The following is an 18,891-nucleotide window of genomic DNA, read 5'->3' as shown; positions in this document are numbered from 1 at the left end:
CCTATTTTGACAACCAAACACGCATTAAAGAGAATAATTGCCCGGTATCGATGGGCTTCGTGATATAATCAGACGCTCCTGCTTGCATTACTTTTTCTTTGTCGTCGGGCATCGCCTTGGCCGTCAGAGCAATAATCGGCAAGGCTCCAAGTTTCAAATCGTGTCTTATACGGCGGATGGCCTCATAGCCATCCATTTCGGGCATCATGATATCCATCAAAACTAAATCCGTATCAGGGTTTTGTTTGAGCATCTCAAGGGCTTCTCGGCCATTATCGGCGGTGACTATGTTTGCTTCCTGCTCTTCGAGCAACGTACTCAACGCAAAGACATTGCGCATATCGTCGTCGACAAGCAACACTTTTTTTCCTTTGAGTCCAGTATTGTTAAGAGCCGTCAAAGATACAGGCAGTTTTTTGGCCTCTACTTCTTTGACTTTATAAATAAACAATTCTAACTCATCCATCAATCGTTCCATTGACTGCGCCGACTCTCGAATCACTACATTGGCCAAGCGGTGCAATTGACGGTCAGTAGCAGGGCTAAGGTCTTCGGCTATATACACGATTACGGGTAGGGATTTCGGATGTTTGACAGCTTGTAGTTCTTTTAAATTTTCAATCCCTTTTTGGAGATTTTTGCGCATATCAACAATCAAGCAATCATAATCCAACTGATTCATTTTGTCGATTGCTTCCGAATTACTTTTTACGAAGTCGCTTTTCAAATCACTATAACGAGCCTCTATTTCTTTGCCCAGCAAGTCACCTTGATGACGTTGCTCATCCGATAGAATCAAAACATTTTTGAGGTCCAACTCTAACTGCGCCCCCAAAAGGCTAAATACTTTTTCTAAATCTTGTACTTTGACTGGTTTTTGGATATAGGCCAATGCCCCTCCAATAGACACCCGAGTATCTTCAGCTCCCGAAATCACATGGACTGGAATATTTTTGAGGGCTTCATTGTTTTTGAGCCAATGCAAAATATTCCATCCATCCACTACGGGAAGGTGTAAGTCAAGAATAATGGCCGAAGGATTGTATTTTTTTGCATACATGAGCCCTTCATCTCCTTGTAGAGCCACAATAGTCTTATAGTTTTTGGTTCTAGCAAAGTCCTGCACGATATTAGCAAACACTGGGTCATCCTCAATAATAAGCATGATTTGGTCCCCATTTTTAAGGTTGTTCCGGTCATCGGTGATAGTAGTCTGCGAAATGATTTCTTTAGAAAGAGCGATTTCTTCGATTTTTTTCTCTTCAATGGGTTGGATGGGCACTGCCAAGGTGACTGGTGGCTCAAAAGAATCTAAGGGTAAAAACACCGAAAATTTGCTTCCTTTAGAAATCTCACTTTGTAGTCTAATCTCCCCACCCATGCGCTTTACTAATTCTTTGATAATCGAAAGCCCAAGACCCGTACCTCCATATTTACGGTTGGTAGCACCGTCTGCTTGTTGAAATGCCTCAAAGATAAGCTGTTGCTTGTCTTCAGGAATACCGATTCCGGTATCCGAAACAGATATAGATATTTGTCTTTGGGTCTTGTTGAGAGGGCTTTCCAGATGCGCGTGGGAAGCATTTGTCAGCTCAAAAGTCAAATGTACTTGTCCGCCTTTGGGGGTAAATTTAAAGGCGTTGGAAAGCAGGTTTTGGATAATTTGCTGTAAACGCTGTTTATCGGTAAAAATACTTTTCGGCAAATTTTCATCTACTTTGGTAATCATTTGAACCGATTTTTCTTCTGCTACCACCAGAAACAACTGTTTAATATCTTCTACAATACCCTGTAGCGGTACTTGTTCGTACTGAAACTCAATTTTTCCAGCTTCTATTTTCGACAAGTCTAATATATCATTGATAAGGTTGAGCAAATCAGACCCAGATTTATGAATTACCTTGGCATACTCAAGCTGTTTATCGGTCAAATTGTTGTTTTTATTTTCTTTTAATAAGTTAGCCAAAATCAAAACACTATTCAATGGCGTTCGCAACTCGTGCGACATATTAGCCAAAAACTCTGACTTATACTTACTCGTAATTTCGAGTTCTTTGGCTTTCAAGGCCAAAGCCTGCCGAGCTACTTCTACGGCTTCATTTTTTTCTTCTAGCTCCGTATTGATGTGGCGGAGTTCTTCTTCTTGCACTCTCAATTCTTCTTCAGAAGCTTGCAGGCGCTCTGCTTGAAGCGACAGCTCTTCGTTGGTTTGACGTAGCTCATCTTGTTGGTTTTCCAAAACACTTTTTTGGTACTGAACTTGCTCCAACAAATTAACAATCTGCAAGTGCGATTGAATAGAATTCAAGGCAGCGGCAATGTCTTTTGCGGTATTTTTTAGCAAATTGAGCTGATTCTCACTTAAAGCAAAAAAAGAAACTAATTCTATTACTCCTTTAAGCTCTTTCCCAAACCACAATGGGATACAATGAATCTCTCCGGGTTTTTTTTCACCACTAGCCGATTTGATAGTCCAATAGGATTCTGGAATAGCTCTGACACTCACCAACTCCCGTTCTTTGGCGGCTTGCCCCACAATCCCCTCTCCTATTTCACAAAAGTAAGGAGCTTGTGGCGAAAGCGCACTTGAACCACTCAAAACGAGTTGTTTGGTTTCGGCATGGTAGCAGTAAAACGCACCAGCGGGCAGTTCTAAATACGAAGTAAGAGCTTTGAGTACTTTTTGGGCTAATTCTTCGATTTCATTCACGTTTTGAAGTGCATCATTCACCACAGTAAGGCCTTTCAGATACCAATTTCTATCCTTACTTATTTGGTTTAATTCCTCAAGCTCACGGAGATTATCCTGCAATTTCTGCTCAGTAGCGCTTTTATTTCTGAATTCTAAATAGTAAAAGTAGGTCAGAACAAAAGCTAAAATGAATAAAAAAACCGTAGCCCAAATGCTATCTCTGGTAAGGTCATTGATACGAGTGACTATGTATTGATCTCTTGTCACAATCAGCCTTTGCTCATTATCATACATCTGCTTGAGCAGACGTCGCACGTCATCCATCTGTTTCTTTTCATTCTCCACAAATTCCGTCACCACCTTTCTATCATACTGTTCAAAAGTAGGTGGCTGCGTACTCCATAGATTTCGCATTGCCAAAATCACTATTTCGATCTGAGAAAGGCGATTTAGTTGTTTGGCATTGTCACTGACTAGCTCTGAGAGTTTTTCGATGGTTGGATTAAGATGAGACTGAGCCAGCGTAAATGGGAGTAGGTATTTTTTTTCGTTGGTACTCCGATAGGCTCGTTGCCCCGTTTCCATGTCTACGAGAAGTTTTTCAAGCGTCACAATTTGATTAATCGCCTCATGTTTTCTTTTGTTCCATGCTGCCTCGGCCAACTGCATTTGGATGGTATCATAAAAAGTATACCCCACAAACCCCCCTAGCGTAATAATCATAATAGAACCTAAATAAAGCCAGTTGGTCGAAGAAATTTTCATATATTCCAAAGTAGTTATTAAAATATGGAAGTACTATTGCAAAAAATGAACCAATTTGAATATCATAAAAATGGGGGTGGTTGCTCTGACCCAAATATAACTAACTTATAAACAAGTACAAAGCCCTCACACTTAACGATTAATCTAGTTTCATATCTTATAAACTCATAATTTTGGTATATTTTTAATTTTTATCAACAAACCCCAAAAACTTCATTTTTTACTGTTATTTCATCTATAAATACCAATTTTATTTTTTTAATGAGTACACCCCAAAAACTTGAAGTATGGCTTAGAGGCCCTCTACCAAATATCCCCGCCCTACTCCAACCAGTAGCCCATGCTTTGCTACAAGCACGCGAAGAAGTCGCCGCTCTTGGGCATGATTTTGATAACCAACTCCTCTGGCAACGCCCAGCAGGAATGGCATCCGTTGGTTTCCATTTACAGCACCTTACAGGGGTTTTGGATAGGTTGTTTACCTATGCGCGTGGCGAAGCACTCTCTCCTGTCCAGCTTCAGTGGCTTGCGGCCGAAGGGTCTCCCCAAATAGAAGCCGATAGTTTTGAGCGTTTATTCCAAAAATTTAGTAATCAAATTGAGAAAGCACTTCTCCAGCTTGAGCATACTGATATAGCCCAACTGACCGAAGTAAGGGGTGTAGGTCGTGCCCAAATTCCCTCTACGGTCATAGGGCTGCTCTTTCATGCAGCCGAGCATAGCCAACGCCACTTGGGGCAGTTGCTAGTCACGGCAGCAATCGTTAAAACGCAATCAAGGTAGTTGCAAATGTAGAATCGGGTAGGGTTTTCCCAAGCCGTCGAGTGGAGAGCGAGAGACAACTTCAAAACCCTGACTTTGGTAAAAACCGAGCGCGTCAGGGTTTTGCTCATTTACATCTACCTTGCGAATCCCAAGCCCAATGGCACGCTGCAACAGTAGTTTACCAATACCTTTTCCGCGCATATCAGGGTGTATAAAGAGCATTTCTAAGCTGTCTTCATGCAATCCCATAAAGCCCACTATCGCTCCGCTATTGTCTTTGATACAAAACAAAGTGACGGCTTTCAAAAACTCATTCAGAATCAAAGGCTTAAAATATTGAATATCTGATTCTAACAAAAAATGATGCGTAGCTCTCACGGAGGCTTCCCATACTTCTACAATCTCCTGATAGTCTTCAGGAAATACCGGATATATCTGTGAATCAAACAAACGTAGTTGCATAGACGATAAGAAATGAGAAACTTTAATTCAGGAATTTAGCGCGGTATTGGGCAGGCGTTTGGCCCGTTATTCGCTTAAAAGCCGTATGGAATGCCGAAGTAGAATTATACCCTACTTGCTCCGCAATTTCGTCAATTTTAAGATGCATATGTGCCCCATCTGTCAGCAGTTTTTGGGCTTCTTCTACCCGGCACTTTGCCATCAGATCAAAAAAACTTTGCCCAAGGCGGTCGTTGAGTACCTGCGACAAATGATGCGGAGATACGGCTAATCGCTGCGCCAGTTTCGGCAGTGTCAGGTCGTTTTCGAGATAAGGTTTTTGGGTTTGGAGATAGGTCTGTAATTTTTGCAAAATCACTTCACTACTATCCTCTGACAACGAAGACTTTTCGTATTTTTTTCGGTTTTCAACTGTATTCTCTACCTGAAACAACACCGAATGACTCAAAGTAAGGTAGCTTGTAGCATAGATGTAAAAAGTCACTAAGCTTCCCAGTAAATAGTCTCCCAAATCTTTCTGAAAGCTAAGTTTGACTCCTACAAAGACGATTGGAAAAAGGCAAAAAAGAAAAACATAATTGCGTACTTGCGTAAGGGGAACTACTATTTGCCTCGTAAAAAAAGGTAGTTGATTTTTTGTAAATGAAAAATATACTTCTCTCAAACTCAACCCGATATAGATCAAGATACTTACGAGAGTTAGGTCATTGACGTGGTCGCGTAAATATAAAGGGTCTGGGTGAATCCAATAAGTAAATGACCGATAGGACAGTTCGGGATGCCAAGCCGTAATATAAGAGTTGTATTTATAATCGTAAGACTGGTATTGCCAAAAAATCGAGTAGAGACACCAAAACCCAAACGGAAGTAGGTGCCATCGCCAGTGCTTCGGCAATCGCCCATGTAAGCGGGCATACACAAAAAAATAAGGCAATACCGCCAATAGAAAGTTGGTGGGTTCGGCAAAATTATCGGCCCACAGCGTCTGAAATTGATAGTTGGTATAGCACAAAAATATCTCAAAAATAGCCGCCGAATAAGCCCACATAATCCACCCCAAAGTACGATTGGCCGCAGAAGCAGCTCTAGTACCCGTGAGAAAAAGCCCTCCCAATAAGATGCCTTGTACGACACCCAACAAAATCACAATCGCAAAAATATCAATGCGTGGAGCCATAATGGGAAGGATTTCAAAAAAGAAGGGTGAAATTGTAATAGCAAATTTACAACTTCACCCTCTAAGATTTGATGGTACTACCGCCAACGCTTGTATTGATTAATCAAGCCATTGGTACTGCTATCGTGAGCATCGATAGGCCAGTCATTTTGAAGTTCGGGATAGATTTGATTGGCAAGCTGTTTGCCAAGTTCTACGCCCCACTGGTCAAAACTGAAAATATTCCATAACACCCCCTGCACGAAGATTTTGTGTTCGTACATTGCAATCAAGCTCCCCAACACCCTTGGGGTGACTTTCTTCACCAAAATAGAGTTGGTAGGGCGATTTCCTTCAAATACTTTAAAAGGAGCCAAAGCCGCTATTTCTTCGGGTGACTTACCTGCTTTGGCCAATTCCGCTGCTGCTTCTTCGTAGGTTTTGCCATTCATGAGGGCTTCGGTTTGAGCAAAGAAGTTAGAAAGCAACATTTTATGATGCTCCCCGATAGGATTATGACTCAATGCTGGCGCGATAAAATCCGCAGGAATCAATTTGGTACCTTGGTGAATCAACTGATAAAAAGCGTGCTGACCATTGGTTCCTGGTTCTCCCCAAATAATAGGGCCAGTCTGATAATTTACTTTTTCGCCACTTCTGCTGACATACTTGCCGTTTGATTCCATATCTCCTTGTTGGAAATAAGCCGCAAAACGATGCAAATACTGGTCGTAAGGTAAAATAGCGTGGGTATCAGCATCAAAGAAATTGTTGTACCAAATTCCCAACAAAGCCAATACGACCGGGATATTTTTCTCAAAACGAGCCGACTGGAAATGATTGTCCATATCGTGAGCACCCGCTAAAAGCTGTTCGAAGTTTTGAAAACCGATAAAGCACGCAATCGACAAGCCAATCGCCGACCATAACGAGTAACGCCCTCCTACCCAATCCCAAAAACCAAACATATTTTCGGGGTCGATACCAAACTTTTCTACTTCCGAACGATTGGTCGAAATCGCCACAAAGTGCTTGGCAACGTGTGCGCTTTCTTTGGCTGTTTCCAAAAACCAACGCCGCGCCGAAAGCGCATTAGCCATGGTTTCTTGGGTAGTGAAGGTTTTGGAAGCAATCATGAAGAGGGTCGTCTCAGGATTGAGTGTAGCCAGGGTTTCGGCGATATGAGTTCCGTCCACATTTGAAACAAAATGCACATTCAGCCCTTTTTTTCCGTATGACTTCAATGCTTCTGTTACCATCACTGGGCCTAAATCTGACCCCCCGATACCGATATTTACTAAATCAGTGATTTTTTTACCCGAAAAACCTTTCCATTCGCCGCTACGGATTTTTTCCGAAAACCCTTTCATCTTTTCCAACACTTCATTCACATCCGGCATTACGTCTTTACCATCTACAACAATAGGCGTATTAGAACGATTGCGCAGGGCAGTATGCAATACGGCACGATTTTCGGTGGCATTGATTTTATCGCCTGTAAACATCTTCTCGATGGCGTCAGAAAGCTGACACTCACGCGCCAAATCACATAGATAGGCAATGGTACGGCCATTGATGCGGTTTTTGGAATAATCGACCACAATATCTCCCAAACGCAATGAAAATTTTTTGAAACGATTGGGGTCTTCTGCAAAAAGCTCTTTCATGTGCTTCTTGCTTAGGCTTTTGTGATGCGTTTTGAGTTTGCGGTAAGCAGCCGTCTGGTCAAAAGGAATGGCTTGTAACATCTTTAATAGGATTTTTATGAACATGCAAAAGTAGGATTTTCGACGGCTTTCTGCATGTTTTAGTCCAATAAAGTGTATTTGAAGGCGAATTTGTGAGGTTTTTGTTTCTATTTTTCAAAAAATCTACCTTGAACTAGCTTACGTTCATTCAACCTACAAAAAAATAAATATACAAACAAAGAATATAAAGTTTATTTATATATTTAACAAAAAAAGTCTCATGAGATACTATATACTTTGGATATTGTTTTTATGTTCTTGCGACCTTTTAGCCCAAAATGTCACCATCAAAGGCAAAATCATCTATTCGCCTTCGGATACTATTTCGCTTTACCTGTATCCATTTGCGCACACATCACAAAAGCAGCGTCTTCTATTGGACAAAGATGGTTTTTTTGAACTAAAAACTACCATTCCAGATGTGGCGTACCTTTATGTAGAGTGGACTAATAGTCAAAAACAAACCGAAGATATAAAGTCAATTATTATCGAACCTAATGATACGCTTCTTCTATCATTTGAGGCAGATCACTGCTGGACTTCCCTCAAAACTAACGATGCTAAAATAGAAGCTTACCAAGAAGACTATCTCCAAACTGTACGAAAAGAAGACTGGAAAAAAATAGCACGCTCGTATAAAGATTCGTTAAGCTTGTATTTTGAGTATTTACAAAAAATCGAAAACCTAAAACTCCGTATTCTTGAAAAATACAAGCCACGGGTGAGTAGAACCTTTTACACACTCAGACAGGCAGATATCAAAACCGAAATCAATTCGGAGGTTATTTATACGCTTTATCAATATGCAAAAAGCAAAAATGTACCCCTTTCTGCTACGCTCATTCCTAGTAAGTACCGTGCTCAAAGATGTGAATTGTGGCCTACTCCCAGCCCACAAACGGCCAAAGCAGAAACATTTCCTTTCAATATACTGTATCTTACAATGCTCTCCAAACCTGACAAAAATATCCCTTTTGAAGACTACGAAGCCTATTTTAAAGCGCATCCAACCTACTTTCATCCAGCTATGAGGCCAGTAATAGATTTTGAGTTTTTAAAAAATGAAATCAATGACCAAGGCAATAGCCCTGCCCTTATCAAAAAAGTCAAAAATTTTAAAGCTCAATATCCCAAAAGTTTGTTCGTATCACGACTAGAGCAAAAATTAGAAGAAAGCACACTACTAAGGGCAGGAAAAGAAGCCTTTCCTTTTATATTGGCCGATACCTTAGGAAATAAAATACGTTTATCGGATTTTAAAGGAAAAGTAGTTTTTCTTGATTTTTGGGCAAGTTGGTGCGCTCCTTGTATTGCTGAAATCAAACACACCGCCAAAATCAAAGAGCATTTCAAGAATAATAATGAAGTAGTGTTTGTATATATCTCTACAGATTCAAAACAAGAAAACTGGAAAAAAGCAATTGCAAAATACCAGATAGGAGGCGTACATTTGATAGACCACTCGGAGCAAGGCAAATCAACCGCTCAATGGTACAATGTAAGTGCAATTCCTAGGTATGTGGTGATTGACCGTGAAGGGCGTTTCCATACACTTCAACCACCTCTTCCTAGTCTAAACAATGGGGAAGATTTAATCAAAGTATTGACTGATGCTCTTCTGAAGGATTAGTCATCCTTTTTAGGGCATTTTTTGCAGTGTTTACCCTTCTTTTTATATGCTTTGCAACATTTTTTGAGTTCACAAGCAAAAGCACAACCAATAAATGCGTTAAGAGTAAAAAACTTTTCTTCGGTTTCAACGAAAGAACAAGCAGGTACTTCGATGGAGGTCATTGCTAAATTAGTGTTTCTTCTATGAACGCAAAAATACCTTATTTAGATTAAATACAAACAAAAATTGTCCATTATTTTTTTTCTACTTTTATCAAATATGCCAAATTGCAGATCAAAAAGGCCAAAATCCTTTAAAATTAGCCCTTTCTGGCTTTTATTTGCGCACCTTTTTAACTCGTATGAAAATCAATATTTTAGTTGCTATAATCTTGCTTTTGGCGAGATATACAACCGCTCAAACATATTATGGGTATAGACGGTAAAAATGTAAAGAGCCTCACCAATGAACGATTGGGTTGATTAACACTACTTACCCCACTCAAGCAATCGCTTGTTCCTCCGAGGAGTGGTATAAAACCATAGCGTCGATGCTCATTAAAGTCAAAACTCAATGAACATCGACATATAATCACATCCTTTCTATGATTAAGTATATAAGTTTGATAAGTGACTTTGAATGACAAACTAACTTATCGAATTAACCTATCTTTAATCATGAAAAGTCTCATTGTGATGAGCCTCTTGGGGGCTTTGCTTCACGTATCTCCTCCTGTTTTTTCCCAACAAATTTCGAAAGAAGAATTATTGTTTTTGACTCCTGAGTGGAAGGGAGAAAGGTTCCCTGACGGCCGTCCCAAAGTATCTGATGCCCTCCTAAAACGTATGAGGCTCGTTACCCACGAAGAAGCTTGGGCCGTAATGAAAGGAGAAAACTACAAATTTCAGTATGCCGAAGGCTGGCAATGTATCAACCCCGACAGTGTGTTGGTAGGAAGAGCCTTGACCGCTACATTTATGCCAGGGCGGCCCGATGTCCACCGCGTCATTGACAAAAAAGGCCATGAAAAAGATGGACGTATTAAGTCCCAAAACGCTTGGCCCATCGACATGCTTGTCAGAGGAGATGTATATGTGGTAGATCAGTTTGGAGCGCACGAAAATGGCCCTACTATTGGCGACAACCTGGGTAATTCTATCTATGCCAAATCTGGCAATGGCATCGTATATGAAGGAGCTATCAGAGATATAGCGGGTTTGAAAGAAATCGGGGGATTTACTTCCTTTTTTCGTAGCTATCACCCTTCGCATCACCTCAACAATCCCGACGGCGAACTCAACACTACTTTAGTAGCTATCAATCACCCTACCCGAATAGGCAAAGTGATGGTCATGCCAGGAGATGTGGTACTTGGCCGCGATGGAGCCGTGACGTTTATTCCACCTCATTTGGTCGAAAAAGTAGTCACGACTTCCGAAATCGTACGCTTACGAGATATGTTTGGGCACGAGCGCCTCCGACAGCAAAAATATACGGCAGGGCAGATTGACAACCGCTGGACCCCCGAAATAGAAAAAGATTTTTCGCAATGGCTCAATGCCCATATCAATGAGCTGCCCGTTCCGAAAGAACAAATCCAAGAATACTTAAAGAAAAGGACTTGGTAATTTTAAGTCTTGCCAAATTTCTAACTCAACTTCGTTTCACTTTTTTAACCTTTGATTGAATGAACTCCCGCCGTAAATTTCTTACCAAAAGCGCTTTAGCGAGTGCTTTTGGACTTTCTACCATTCATAGTTTTGGCCAAGGTCTTGAGACCGCCGTTGAACGTGCACCTTTATCTTCTGCCCCATCTGACCTCAAAATTACTGACATCAAATGCGGCTACATCCGTGGCGGTCACAGCTTGTTTGTCAAAATCTACACCAACCAAGGCATCATCGGCCACGGCGAAGGCGTCGATGCTACGCCCGGTACTTATCATTTAGTAAAAATGTTTGGGCAGCGTATCAAAGGGAAAAGTCCCTTGAATGTCAATCGCCTTTTTGAAGATATTCGTCGTTCTGGTTTTTTTGAAGGAGCGCAATCAGGAATGTACATCGCCGTCCTGACTGCCGTAGAGTCTGCCCTTTGGGATCTTACGGGCAAAGCTTTAGGGCTTCCCGTTTATCAACTTCTAGGAGGTAAATTTAGGGATAAAATTAGGGTTTATTGTGATACGGCACTTTACCAAAACAATCTCCCCAAACCGCAAGATTTTGCCGATGCAGCGCTTGAAGCTAAAAAACTGGGTTTTTCGGCGGTAAAATTTGATTTGGATCAAGCCAAAGACCCCAACAAGTATGATGCCTACAACTGGACAGCAAGCCCCGCCGAACTCCAACGAATGTATGACCAAATGGCCGCCGCTCGCCAAGCAGTAGGGCCGAATATTGATATTTGTGCCGATATGCATGGCCGATACGATATGGTAACAGGGCAACAAGTGGCCAAAATGATGGAGCCACTTAAACTTATGTGGCTTGAAGAGCCTATTCCTGCCGAAAACGCCGAAGCGTATAAAATCATTGCCGATTCTACCACTACGCCCATTTGTGCGGGTGAGAATCATTATTTGGCGCATGGTTTTAGAAGATTGCTCGAAATTGGAGCGGTAGATATCATCATGCCCGACTTACAAAAAGCGGGGGGATTGGGAGAAGGGCAGCGAATCGCCAATTTGGCCAATCTATATTATGTACCGTTTGCACCTCATATGGTTGCGTCATATTTAGGAGCTATGGCTGCTTGTCATGTATGTGCTTCGGTGCCCAATTTTATGATCCTTGAATGGCAAATTTATTTTCAAAAAGATCCTATGTTTAAAGAAATCGTGACTTTTGAGGGGCCTATGGTTGAAAATGGCTTTATTAAGTTATCAGAAAAACCAGGAATTGGGGTCGAAATCAACGAGGAAGGCATGAAAAAGTACGCTACTCCTGGAGTACCTTTTTTTGAATAAAGAATCAAAAAAACGCCCCTCCACAAGTCGTATAGAGGGGCGTTTTTAAGTTTGTTACTTCGGCTCACTGAAGCCGGCCTTTATTTAATTCATCTTGCCATTTTTTGAGCTCATCCCATTTACCATCTCGTGCTAGAGCTGCCTGTTCGGGCCATGTGGTTGGATCGTGCATTTGAAATCTAGGACCTCTTGCCTCTAACCATTCCTTTAGATTCACGGTAGAAGTAGTGGCTAACCTAGCGAAGGTCTTCACCCCTTCTGCATTGAGTATTTCTTCTATTTTGGGGCCAATTCCTTCTATGATTTTTAAATCATCGGCTACTTCTTCAATCAGCACTGGCATATCCACTACAGCTACCCTTTGAGAAGTGGCACGTACTTGGGCTGGTTTTGTATCTTCTGACAAGCTGCTTTTTTTGTGGCAATTGTCTAAATCCACTCTACGATTATGGATATCAGCGTGAAGTTGAGCAAGCTGAGTCGAAAAAATACGGCGAGCAATCCACCATCCTAAATACGCAAAAAACGATAGTAAAGCCAATGCTTCTAGCAAGGCCACCCAAAAATTTTGACTAAGCGGAGTTATATCTAAAATAATCATGTTGTCTTGAAGGATTTATTACTTTACCTTATTGATTTGTCCTACCACCTTTGAGTTGTTCTTGCCATTCTTTCAACGCTTCCCACTTTTGGTCACGCGCATAAGCGGCTTGCTCGGGCCAAGTAGAAGGCTCATGCATTTGAAACCTGCTCCCTGCCGCTGTCAAAATGTCTTTGATACGATCAGGAGAAGTATTGGCTAAATCGTCAAATGTTTTGATACCGGCTTCATTAAGCAACTTTTCGATTTTAGGCCCAATCCCTTCTACAATTTTCAAATCATCTATTTTTAAATCCGCTACTGGTACTGCTGCCGCTAAAGGTACCGCAAGAGATTTTTCTTCAGAAATGACGGGTGTTTCCAGAATTTTACGAGTTCTACTATGACAATCATCAACGGCGGCCTCCAATTCTGCCAGCTCATTTTCTAAACCATCGATTTCTCTCACTTTGCTAATATAACCAATAATAAAACCTAATATACTGGCAACCACCAACATAAGAATTTGCTGCCACCAAGCATCAGCTAGTCCAAAAGGATTGAAATGTTCATACATATGAATCAAGAGATTTGAAGAGTGTTTTACATATTAAGAGATACATCTGTCAATAGCTCCGCGTAACTATTGTACTACAATGGACACCCGACGGTTTGCTTTGCGGCCTTCAGGGGTGCTATTGGATGATTTAGGTTGAGTTTCACCTTCGGCCTCAGTTATAAGTTGATCAGCAGTAATACCGTTTTTCACAAAAACCGCTTTTACTTCCTCTGCACGGTTCTTCGAAAGTTTCATGTTGGTATCATCAGGCCCCACATTATCTGTATGACCAGTCAATATCAATTTTTTGTCTTTGTGACTTGCTAAGTACTGTTTGGCTTCGTTCACAAACTGCTGATTGGCTTCTGTCTTAATATAAGAAGCACTTCCCGTTTTAAAATATAAATCCAGAGGTTTGAAGACGCCTTCATATTTTTCAGATGCTGCCAGCTCTTCTTCGGTTTTGGGGAGTATCAAACTATCAAATTTGAACTCCATCCCATGCGTCGAATCCTCAAGGCTAAACGCCAAATCCACTTGTTTACTCTCAGTAGTCAATTGCCCAGAAGGCACCCCCGCCGCTAGCAAATATTGTTTGAGAGCGTCGGCACGCGCCAGCCCCAAATCCGCAAAAGAAGAAGGATTTTGCTCTACCGAAGAGTACAACCCCACAATGGAGAGTTTACGTTGGGGATTTTGTTTAAGATAAGCAGCCAACGAATCGAGTTCTTTCCTAACATTCAAGTAGTTAGGCTCCGCCAATGATTTTTTAAACCCAAAATTCATTGCAGATGTCAAATTCAAGTTTGTCCCATCGACGATGTGAAGAGCTGGCACAGTGTACTCTACCGAGGGAGAAGATACCGATGCTGTCGGTCCGTCGCAGAGTTGCTTAATCTTACAAACATGCCAATAAGTAGAGCCGCCTATCCAACCAATAAGCGCAATCCAAGCTAATGTTTTGATTCCAGATAGCATAAGGAGTTTATAATTGAGTAACAAAAAGAAGTTATTGGGTATTTATGACGTTAAAATTTTAAATAAGTCTCTCATTGACCTTCAAGAAGTTTTTATTTCTTACAAAAACTTACTTCAAAGCAATTTTCAAAATTGTTTTATTTGAAGGCCTACTAAAGAAAAAACAAATATTTTTACACAAAATAAAATTCTGTCAATTATATAATAAAACGTATTTTTTGTATAACTAAATCAATTCAACAGACACTTTAAACACAAAATACAAAACAATATTCCGAATCATAACAAATACAATCACCACTTATACAAAAAAACATCCGTTCATCCATTTTCACTTCTCTAATAAATAACTAAGCCCCAAATTTGCATCATCAAAAACTGATAACAGCCACAACAAAAGACAATTAAATCAAAGTAACCATTATGAAAACGTTAGTAATCACAGCCGCCTTAAGTGTTTTATCACTTGGACATATTGCAGTAGCTCAAGATGGAAAGAGCATCCGCACTCAATCTCAGATTGTAAAAGAAATGTTGGAAGCACTCCCAACCCAAGATACTAATACAGAACCAGCACCTTTGTTTTCAATCAATGACCTGCGTCTTATAGCTTCTCTTCCTACAGTTGATCAAAATGTAGAAACGCCTCAATTGATCAATGAGAAAGAAAGTTTTGTAAAAAACAATGGTGTAGATGCCCCCAAGGCTGAAGTAAAGCCCGCCGGTGAGCTTCGTCGCGCTGACAAATAATCTGATGAAATCAATTCTCCAAGGCCACTGTTATAAGTGGCCTTTTTTTATTGTAAAAAAACAAGACAAATACTTAGCGCATTAGCAATTTATTAGGATTCAGGCAGTAGTAGAGATACGAGTGGCATTCAATACACCGAAATCCCACGAAGAATAGGCATCATGGTATAGCTGTCCTTTTTCAATCACCAATGGGCTCGGGATATTATTATGATAAAGTTGTCCAGTTCCTAAGCCTTGTGGGAGTTGATTGTCAAACTCAGCCGTAAACTGAGCAATGGCATTGAGGCCCACGTTCGATTCCAAGGCCGAAGTAATCCACCATCCAATGTCAAGGCGTTGAGCAGTCTCGACCCATTCGCGGGTAAGCTCAAACCCACCTAAAAGCGTAGGTTTAAGAATAATATATTGAGGTTTGAGACTTTTTAAGAGGCGTCGCTTTTCTGCATAATCAAAAGTTCCGACCAATTCTTCGTCTAAAGCTATTGGAATGGGAGATGTTTCGCAAAGCTCCGCCATAAGAGCCAATTGTTTAGCCTTGATAGGCTGTTCGATAGAATGTATTTCAAATTCTGCCAACTTTTGGAGTTTATCCTTCGCCTCGAAGGGTTGAAATGCCCCATTTGCGTCTACTCTAATGGTGATTTCGTGTGATCCAAAATGACTGCGGATGTGTTTCAAAATCGACCGCTCTTGTTCAAAATCAAGCGCTCCAATTTTCAGTTTAAGGGTATCAAACCCAGCCGCAATTTTTTCTTCAATCTGACGTAGCATAAACTCCTTAGTACCCATCCATATCAGTCCATTGATAGGAATGCGACGATGAGCAGCTACAAAATCATTTGAGAAAATCACACTTTTGCAGCCATTAAGATAATCTAACATGGCTGACTCAAATCCAAATCGAATAGAAGGCCACTGATTACCAATAAGTTGCTCTAAAATAATAGGGATATTCCAACTATATAACTCTAAATCCAGTTGATTGAAACTTTGGCATATAGACTGTAAAGTTTCTTCAAAATCTGGACGAGCATCAATGCTCAGTCCTGCCAAGGGGCCACATTCGCCCAGTCCCACCAATGAAGGCTCACTATCGTCATAGATTTTGATCAACCAAGATACCTTTTCGCTCAAGACACCGCGAGAAGTACCTGCTTCAAAGCGAAAATTTAGCTTATACGGCTGATAATGAACCTGTAATGACATTATAAATATACTGTTTGGGGTAATATGGTGCACAATTTAGAGAAAATTACCTTACTTTGCTTAAGTCACTTTAAGAAAATGTTAAGAAATTTATCAAAAGGTATTAGGCTATTGTTAAGCCCTTTCAGCTTATTGTATTATGCAGTCACATCTTTACGAAATTATGGATACGACGCTGGATTAAAAAAAACCTACCAATCAGCCATTTTTAGCATCAATGTGGGCAATTTGACGGTTGGCGGAACTGGCAAAACTCCCCACATCGAATACATTGCGACTCTTCTAAAACCTCTTTATACTTTGGCAATCCTCAGCAGGGGTTATGGAAGAGATTCTAAAGGCTACCTTAAGGCATCTTCCCAATCAAATGCTGCCGAAATCGGCGATGAGCCTCTCCAAATTTATCGACGATTTGGGCAACAGATACCAGTATATGTATGCGAAAAACGGGCTGTGGGTCTACAACGTATTCAACAAGAAAAACCTTCCCCCCAAATCATATTGCTAGACGATGCCTTTCAGCACCGCGCTATCACCCCTCACCTCAATTTGCTATTGAGCGACTACGGACGACTATTCTACCAAGATTTTCTCCTTCCAAGTGGTTTATTGAGAGAATCACGCGCTGCCGCTAAAAGAGCCGACGCAGTTATCATTACAAAATGCCCTACTACCTTGGAAGCTACCCAAAAAACGCTCATTACAGCCTCAGTAAAGCACTACGCGGGTAGCGATACGCCTGTATTTTTTTCTACTTTCGAATACGGTCTTCCTACTGCTTATGTTCCTCATGCACTTTCTACCTCGGATTTTCCTCGCCAATTTTGGCTAGTATCAGGCATTGCACAACCTCATATTTTTGAAGAAGCAGCCAAAGAGCATTTCCAAATAATGGGACATACCGCCTTTGGCGATCATCATTCTTTTTCCCACGATGACCTCCACAAAATCATCAAGCAGGGTTATCCGATTCTGACAACCGAAAAAGACTGGGTAAAGCTACAGCCTTTGGTAGAAAACATAAAAACAGAAGCGGCCAAGTTCTTTTATTGGCCCATTAAAGTAAAATTTGACACGTCCGATTTTGACAACTTTATTCTTAGCGAAGCAGCGCGACAGTTCCACGTTTAATAAAACTTCTACCCACTTTGTCATTCACAACCACCTTGTAAAAATAATGTCCATTGGGAGCTAGTTGGCCATTGAGTTTACCATTCCAATAGCGGACATTAGGCGTGGTTTTAAAGATAATATTCCCCCAACGATCATAAATAAAAATTTCGGACTCGCCTTCTGCCTCCGTTTTGATTTCAAAGACGTCATTGATACCATCTCCATTGGGGGTAAAAGCGTCTGGAACAAATACTCCTGCTAAAGAAGCACACAAAGCAGCCGGCGGATTGACACAGACTTCATTCGATAAGATTTCCCCGTCTTTCGTACTGAGTTGTAATCGATAACAAGCTTGTTTTCCACATTGGGCCTCGGGGTCATCTTTAGACCATACGGTTTGAGTAGGTGCCCACCAAAAGGCGTTGTTTTTAGTAACCGTTCTTTTTGTTATTTCGGCGGGATAGAGATAAGGAGCAATATTGATACTATTGTAAGTAGAGCTAGGGACTACTTTCAGAAAAGTGGTACACAAAATATTTGACTCAAGTGAAGCAATACAGTTTTCAGTAGGGCGAAATTTGTAGCAAAATATTCGATTCGTATCAACCGTTATCTTTACTTTTTCTTCCTCACTTCTGACAACCGCCCCTGTATTTTGAAAAGAGGTAAGGCCATTTTGACGGTAGAGTGTAAGCTCAAATTGGTTAGGATTGGAGAGTGTCAATTCTCCTGTAGTAGCATCTAGTATTTCAAGCTTCGTAATTTTTGGGGCAACAGTTGCGACATTTAGAGAAACGGTGCGCGTAGCTTTACCTCCGCAGTTGCTAGTTTTATGTTTCCCCTGTACGGTGATCGATTTTGCTTCAAAATTGGTATACTGATGCGGTGCCGACAAATTTAATCTATTGATAATGGACGCATTGCCGTCTCCCCATTCAATCACATATTCTTCATATTGTGGAATATCATGGTTGGTGATTCTGAGCGTGACGTTGCCGTCTGGGCAAGGCACCACCGTGAATTCGGGAGGAGTCGGGTCTTGCACCGTAATCGTCACACAAGCTCTCTGGGGTTGTCCTTGGGCATTTTCTGAGAGTTTCATTACGACATAACTACCCGCCTTCGTATAATTAAAAGAAGCATCACTAGTAGAAGGGTAGCTAGAAGGGTCTCCGCCTTTATAATCAAAAATATACCGAATGTTGGTCAATCCCGTTGGCGATTGGGTATCTATTATTTGATGAGGAGCACATCCCACTGGATTCAAAATTTTGATGGTACCTGGCAAAATACCATTCCCAACACATTGATTATCAGTGGGTGTCTGGGCAGAAATGAACAAGCCTGAGCCATTAAACACAAAAAAAAATAACAGCCACTTTTCTGAACAAAACAAAAAAGTTGGCACGAACGATAGAGTTTTTTTACGATAAATCTTCCTCAAAAATCGCATTCACGTGATCCTTTATTCGTAAAAATAACAAAATAGCGGGACAAAAATTGCGCCCGCTATCGAAAATTACTAGTATTTCTTTAAAAA

The 18,891-nt window shown here is 41.0% G+C and carries 16 protein-coding genes; 6 read left to right on the top strand and 10 right to left on the bottom strand.

Going from position 1 to position 18,891, the window contains the following annotated elements; genetic code table 11:
• Position 1: 1 nt before the first annotated feature.
• Complete coding sequence (locus G563_RS0112895) at positions 2 to 3,457, bottom strand: response regulator (protein ID WP_028665677.1); 3,456 nt, start codon at positions 3,455 to 3,457, stop codon at positions 2 to 4.
• Positions 3,458 to 3,718: 261 nt separating this feature from the next.
• On the opposite strand from G563_RS0112895, the gene G563_RS0112890 reads away from it, so the two are divergent.
• On the top strand, positions 3,719 to 4,240 hold the full coding sequence (locus G563_RS0112890) for a DinB family protein (RefSeq protein WP_028665676.1): 522 nt from the start codon (positions 3,719 to 3,721) through the stop codon (positions 4,238 to 4,240).
• Here G563_RS0112890 and G563_RS0112885 read toward each other — a convergent pair.
• From G563_RS0112885 to pgi, 3 genes are all read right to left on the bottom strand, one after another.
• Positions 4,232 to 4,684, bottom strand: a complete 453-nt coding sequence (locus G563_RS0112885) for a GNAT family N-acetyltransferase (protein WP_051210951.1) — start codon at positions 4,682 to 4,684, stop codon at positions 4,232 to 4,234. The genes G563_RS0112890 and G563_RS0112885 overlap by 9 nt on opposite strands.
• 22 nt (positions 4,685 to 4,706) lie before the next feature.
• The gene (locus G563_RS0112880; protein WP_028665674.1) at positions 4,707 to 5,861 is read right to left on the bottom strand and encodes a helix-turn-helix transcriptional regulator; all 1,155 of its coding nucleotides are present in this window, start codon (positions 5,859 to 5,861) and stop codon (positions 4,707 to 4,709) included.
• Positions 5,862 to 5,938: 77 nt separating this feature from the next.
• Entirely contained in the window at positions 5,939 to 7,588 is a 1,650-nt protein-coding gene (gene pgi, locus G563_RS0112875; RefSeq protein ID WP_028665673.1) for a glucose-6-phosphate isomerase, read from the bottom strand.
• A 220-nt stretch (positions 7,589 to 7,808) separates the two neighbouring features.
• Here pgi and G563_RS36990 point away from each other — a divergent pair, with 220 nt between their 5' ends.
• Complete coding sequence (locus tag G563_RS36990; RefSeq protein WP_051210950.1) at positions 7,809 to 9,218, top strand: TlpA family protein disulfide reductase; 1,410 nt, start codon at positions 7,809 to 7,811, stop codon at positions 9,216 to 9,218.
• Here the strand turns inward: G563_RS36990 and G563_RS38035 are convergent.
• On the bottom strand, positions 9,215 to 9,382 hold the full coding sequence (locus tag G563_RS38035) for a hypothetical protein (RefSeq protein ID WP_157585294.1): 168 nt from the start codon (positions 9,380 to 9,382) through the stop codon (positions 9,215 to 9,217). The two genes, G563_RS36990 and G563_RS38035, sit on opposite strands and share 4 nt — an antisense overlap.
• Before the next feature lie 495 nt (positions 9,383 to 9,877).
• Between G563_RS38035 and G563_RS0112860 the strand changes: the two genes are divergently transcribed.
• Together G563_RS0112860 and G563_RS0112855 are read left to right on the top strand one after the other, a co-directional pair.
• Positions 9,878 to 10,828, top strand: a complete 951-nt coding sequence (locus tag G563_RS0112860; RefSeq protein WP_028665672.1) for an RraA family protein — start codon at positions 9,878 to 9,880, stop codon at positions 10,826 to 10,828.
• A 59-nt stretch (positions 10,829 to 10,887) separates the two neighbouring features.
• The gene (locus G563_RS0112855) at positions 10,888 to 12,162 is read left to right on the top strand and encodes a mandelate racemase/muconate lactonizing enzyme family protein (RefSeq protein WP_028665671.1); all 1,275 of its coding nucleotides are present in this window, start codon (positions 10,888 to 10,890) and stop codon (positions 12,160 to 12,162) included.
• A gap of 64 nt (positions 12,163 to 12,226) precedes the next feature.
• On the opposite strand, the gene G563_RS0112850 is transcribed toward G563_RS0112855, so the two are convergent.
• The 3 genes from G563_RS0112850 to G563_RS0112840 form a co-directional block, all read right to left on the bottom strand.
• Positions 12,227 to 12,763 carry a helix-hairpin-helix domain-containing protein gene (locus tag G563_RS0112850; protein WP_051210949.1) on the bottom strand — a complete coding sequence of 179 codons (537 nt, stop codon included), beginning with the start codon at positions 12,761 to 12,763 and terminating at the stop codon, positions 12,227 to 12,229.
• A gap of 28 nt (positions 12,764 to 12,791) precedes the next feature.
• A complete protein-coding gene (locus tag G563_RS36985) occupies positions 12,792 to 13,319 on the bottom strand; it encodes a helix-hairpin-helix domain-containing protein (RefSeq protein ID WP_051210948.1) in 528 nt (175 codons plus the stop codon).
• Positions 13,320 to 13,385: 66 nt separating this feature from the next.
• Complete coding sequence (locus G563_RS0112840) at positions 13,386 to 14,279, bottom strand: OmpA family protein (protein ID WP_028665668.1); 894 nt, start codon at positions 14,277 to 14,279, stop codon at positions 13,386 to 13,388.
• A 423-nt stretch (positions 14,280 to 14,702) separates the two neighbouring features.
• On the opposite strand from G563_RS0112840, the gene G563_RS0112830 reads away from it, so the two are divergent.
• The gene (locus G563_RS0112830; protein WP_028665667.1) at positions 14,703 to 15,029 is read left to right on the top strand and encodes a hypothetical protein; all 327 of its coding nucleotides are present in this window, start codon (positions 14,703 to 14,705) and stop codon (positions 15,027 to 15,029) included.
• Between the two features lie 99 nt (positions 15,030 to 15,128).
• On the opposite strand, the gene G563_RS0112825 is transcribed toward G563_RS0112830, so the two are convergent.
• Positions 15,129 to 16,238, bottom strand: a complete 1,110-nt coding sequence (locus tag G563_RS0112825; RefSeq protein WP_028665666.1) for an o-succinylbenzoate synthase — start codon at positions 16,236 to 16,238, stop codon at positions 15,129 to 15,131.
• Positions 16,239 to 16,316: 78 nt separating this feature from the next.
• On the opposite strand from G563_RS0112825, the gene lpxK reads away from it, so the two are divergent.
• Entirely contained in the window at positions 16,317 to 17,369 is a 1,053-nt protein-coding gene (gene lpxK / locus G563_RS0112820) for a tetraacyldisaccharide 4'-kinase (RefSeq protein WP_028665665.1), read from the top strand.
• On the opposite strand, the gene G563_RS0112815 is transcribed toward lpxK, so the two are convergent.
• Positions 17,338 to 18,759, bottom strand: coding sequence for a T9SS type B sorting domain-containing protein (locus G563_RS0112815; protein WP_169579754.1), 1,422 nt, complete (start codon positions 18,757 to 18,759; stop codon positions 17,338 to 17,340). The genes lpxK and G563_RS0112815 overlap by 32 nt on opposite strands.
• Positions 18,760 to 18,891: the final 132 nt, after the last annotated feature.

Origin of the sequence: Runella zeae DSM 19591 (assembly GCF_000423565.1) — a bacterium.
Taxonomy (GTDB): domain Bacteria; phylum Bacteroidota; class Bacteroidia; order Cytophagales; family Spirosomataceae; genus Runella; species Runella zeae.
The sequence above is the reverse complement of the archived record's forward strand: the minus strand, read 5'-3'. Positions and strand labels throughout refer to the sequence as shown.

Excerpts from the sequence above, each read along its gene's own strand:
- G563_RS0112860 (WP_028665672.1), top strand. The coding sequence starts at position 9,878 with ATGAAAAGTCTCATTGTGATGAGCCTCTTGGGGGCTTTGCTTCACGTA.
- G563_RS0112885 (WP_051210951.1), bottom strand. The coding sequence starts at position 4,684 with ATGCAACTACGTTTGTTTGATTCACAGATATATCCGGTATTTCCTGAA.
- G563_RS36985 (WP_051210948.1), bottom strand. The coding sequence starts at position 13,319 with ATGTATGAACATTTCAATCCTTTTGGACTAGCTGATGCTTGGTGGCAG.
- G563_RS36990 (WP_051210950.1), top strand. The coding sequence starts at position 7,809 with ATGAGATACTATATACTTTGGATATTGTTTTTATGTTCTTGCGACCTT.
- G563_RS0112880 (WP_028665674.1), bottom strand. The coding sequence starts at position 5,861 with ATGGCTCCACGCATTGATATTTTTGCGATTGTGATTTTGTTGGGTGTC.
- G563_RS0112855 (WP_028665671.1), top strand. The coding sequence starts at position 10,888 with ATGAACTCCCGCCGTAAATTTCTTACCAAAAGCGCTTTAGCGAGTGCT.
- lpxK (WP_028665665.1), top strand. The coding sequence starts at position 16,317 with ATGTTAAGAAATTTATCAAAAGGTATTAGGCTATTGTTAAGCCCTTTC.
- G563_RS0112850 (WP_051210949.1), bottom strand. The coding sequence starts at position 12,763 with ATGATTATTTTAGATATAACTCCGCTTAGTCAAAATTTTTGGGTGGCC.
- G563_RS38035 (WP_157585294.1), bottom strand. The coding sequence starts at position 9,382 with ATGACCTCCATCGAAGTACCTGCTTGTTCTTTCGTTGAAACCGAAGAA.
- G563_RS0112840 (WP_028665668.1), bottom strand. The coding sequence starts at position 14,279 with ATGCTATCTGGAATCAAAACATTAGCTTGGATTGCGCTTATTGGTTGG.
- G563_RS0112830 (WP_028665667.1), top strand. The coding sequence starts at position 14,703 with ATGAAAACGTTAGTAATCACAGCCGCCTTAAGTGTTTTATCACTTGGA.
- G563_RS0112825 (WP_028665666.1), bottom strand. The coding sequence starts at position 16,238 with ATGTCATTACAGGTTCATTATCAGCCGTATAAGCTAAATTTTCGCTTT.
- G563_RS0112895 (WP_028665677.1), bottom strand. The coding sequence starts at position 3,457 with ATGAAAATTTCTTCGACCAACTGGCTTTATTTAGGTTCTATTATGATT.
- pgi (WP_028665673.1), bottom strand. The coding sequence starts at position 7,588 with ATGTTACAAGCCATTCCTTTTGACCAGACGGCTGCTTACCGCAAACTC.
- G563_RS0112890 (WP_028665676.1), top strand. The coding sequence starts at position 3,719 with ATGAGTACACCCCAAAAACTTGAAGTATGGCTTAGAGGCCCTCTACCA.